This is a genomic window from Pseudomonas tumuqii (assembly GCF_013184545.1).
GTDB lineage: Bacteria > Pseudomonadota > Gammaproteobacteria > Pseudomonadales > Pseudomonadaceae > Aquipseudomonas > Aquipseudomonas tumuqii.
Window position 1 is genome coordinate 1 of sequence record NZ_JAAOJA010000047.1, and the last position, 1,381, is coordinate 1,381.

2 protein-coding genes are annotated in these 1,381 nt (G+C 61.3%); both read right to left on the reverse strand.

Translation table 11 applies throughout. The features are described from left to right. Window positions 1-366, reverse strand: a 366-nt coding sequence (locus G9C89_RS24855) for an isocitrate lyase/phosphoenolpyruvate mutase family protein (RefSeq protein ID WP_172153365.1), incomplete at its 3' end; no start/stop codon positions are given. A gap of 584 nt (window positions 367-950) precedes the next feature. Then, on the reverse strand, window positions 951-1,381 hold a 431-nt coding region (locus G9C89_RS24860; RefSeq protein WP_172153367.1), incomplete at its 5' end, for a helix-turn-helix transcriptional regulator.

Below are 1,381 nucleotides of genomic sequence, written 5' to 3' on the forward strand. Positions count from 1 at the left end.
GACCTGGTCCTCGATGTGAATCGCCGCGGCGCCGAACTTGATCATCGACTTGACGGTACGCGCCACGTTGAAGGCCGAAGAGCCGAAGCCGGTGTCGACATCCACCAACAGCGGCAGGTTGCAGACGTCGGTGATGCGGCGCACGTCGGTGAGCACGTCATCCAGCCCGGTGATACCCAGGTCCGGCAGACCGAGGGAGCCCGCCGCCACGCCGCCACCGGACAGGTAGATCGCCTTGAACCCGGCGCGCTGGGCCAGCAAGGCATGGTTGGCGTTGATCGCGCCGACGACCTGCAGGGGATGTTCTGCGCCAACGGCATCGCGAAAACGCTGGCCGGGACTGCTCTGGCTGGAAAGCTGACTCATGACTCACCCTCTGGGCTTGGCTGTTGTGAATTGCATGCCCTGGTAATGGCGTGCGATATCGCGTCGTGATGTGTAGATGAATGGCCTCGTGCAACGCGACGCCGGATGCCATGACGGCATGCACGCAACTTGCCGATCTGGTTGCCGCGGCCGTTCAGTCTTGCCGAAGAGTGTGCAAACAGTCCGCCACCGGCGCCGTAAAAACGGTTCCTGAGTCGCCATCAATGGTGGCTCATGGCATGGCGATATTCGTCGTAGTGTCAACACATCGCTGATTTGTGTTGAAAATTACCCAGAAAAAAGCACATGGTCAATTTTATTTTTAGAAAGTGTCGACAATGTCGATGACCGGGCGGTCTTGGTTGGCGGCGTGCTGCAGCGCCTGCATGTCAGCGCCCAAGTGCAAGGGTCGTAGCCTGGGATGAGGTCGTCATGATGCTGTAGGACGGGACGCGGGGATGAACTGCTCATGACCGCAGCGGGCGGAGCATTGTCGACAATCTGCCTGGCCGTCACTCGTAGCTGTGCTCGCGCAAGTGCGTGGTTGATGCCCAGCTGCTTGACAGGCAGGCTGGTGGGCGCCGCTATTCGCCGCTGTGCCACTTCATCCGGTAATGGCCGGGACTCTCGCCGGTCCATTGCTTGAATGCCCGGTGAAACGCACTGGCCTCGCAGAAGCCGGCCTTCTCGGCGATCGCGGTGATGCTCAGGTCGGTGTTGCGCAGGCACTCGAAGGCGATGGCGCGGCGTACCTCGTCTTTCAGTTCCTGGAAGGAGAAACCCTCTCGTTGCAGCTGGCGGCGGAAGCTGGCGATGCTCAGGGTGCGTTCCTCGGCCATGTCGGCCAGGGTGGGCCAGTGCTCGTAACTGCAGTTGCGCAACTCTTTGTATACCTGGGCGCTCAGTCCCTGGCGGTTGCTGAAACGCACGATCAGCCATTGCGGTGAGGTGCGCAGGAAGGTCTTCAGCGTCGCCAGGTTCTGTACCAGCGGCAGCTCGAGGTAGCTGGCGGCGA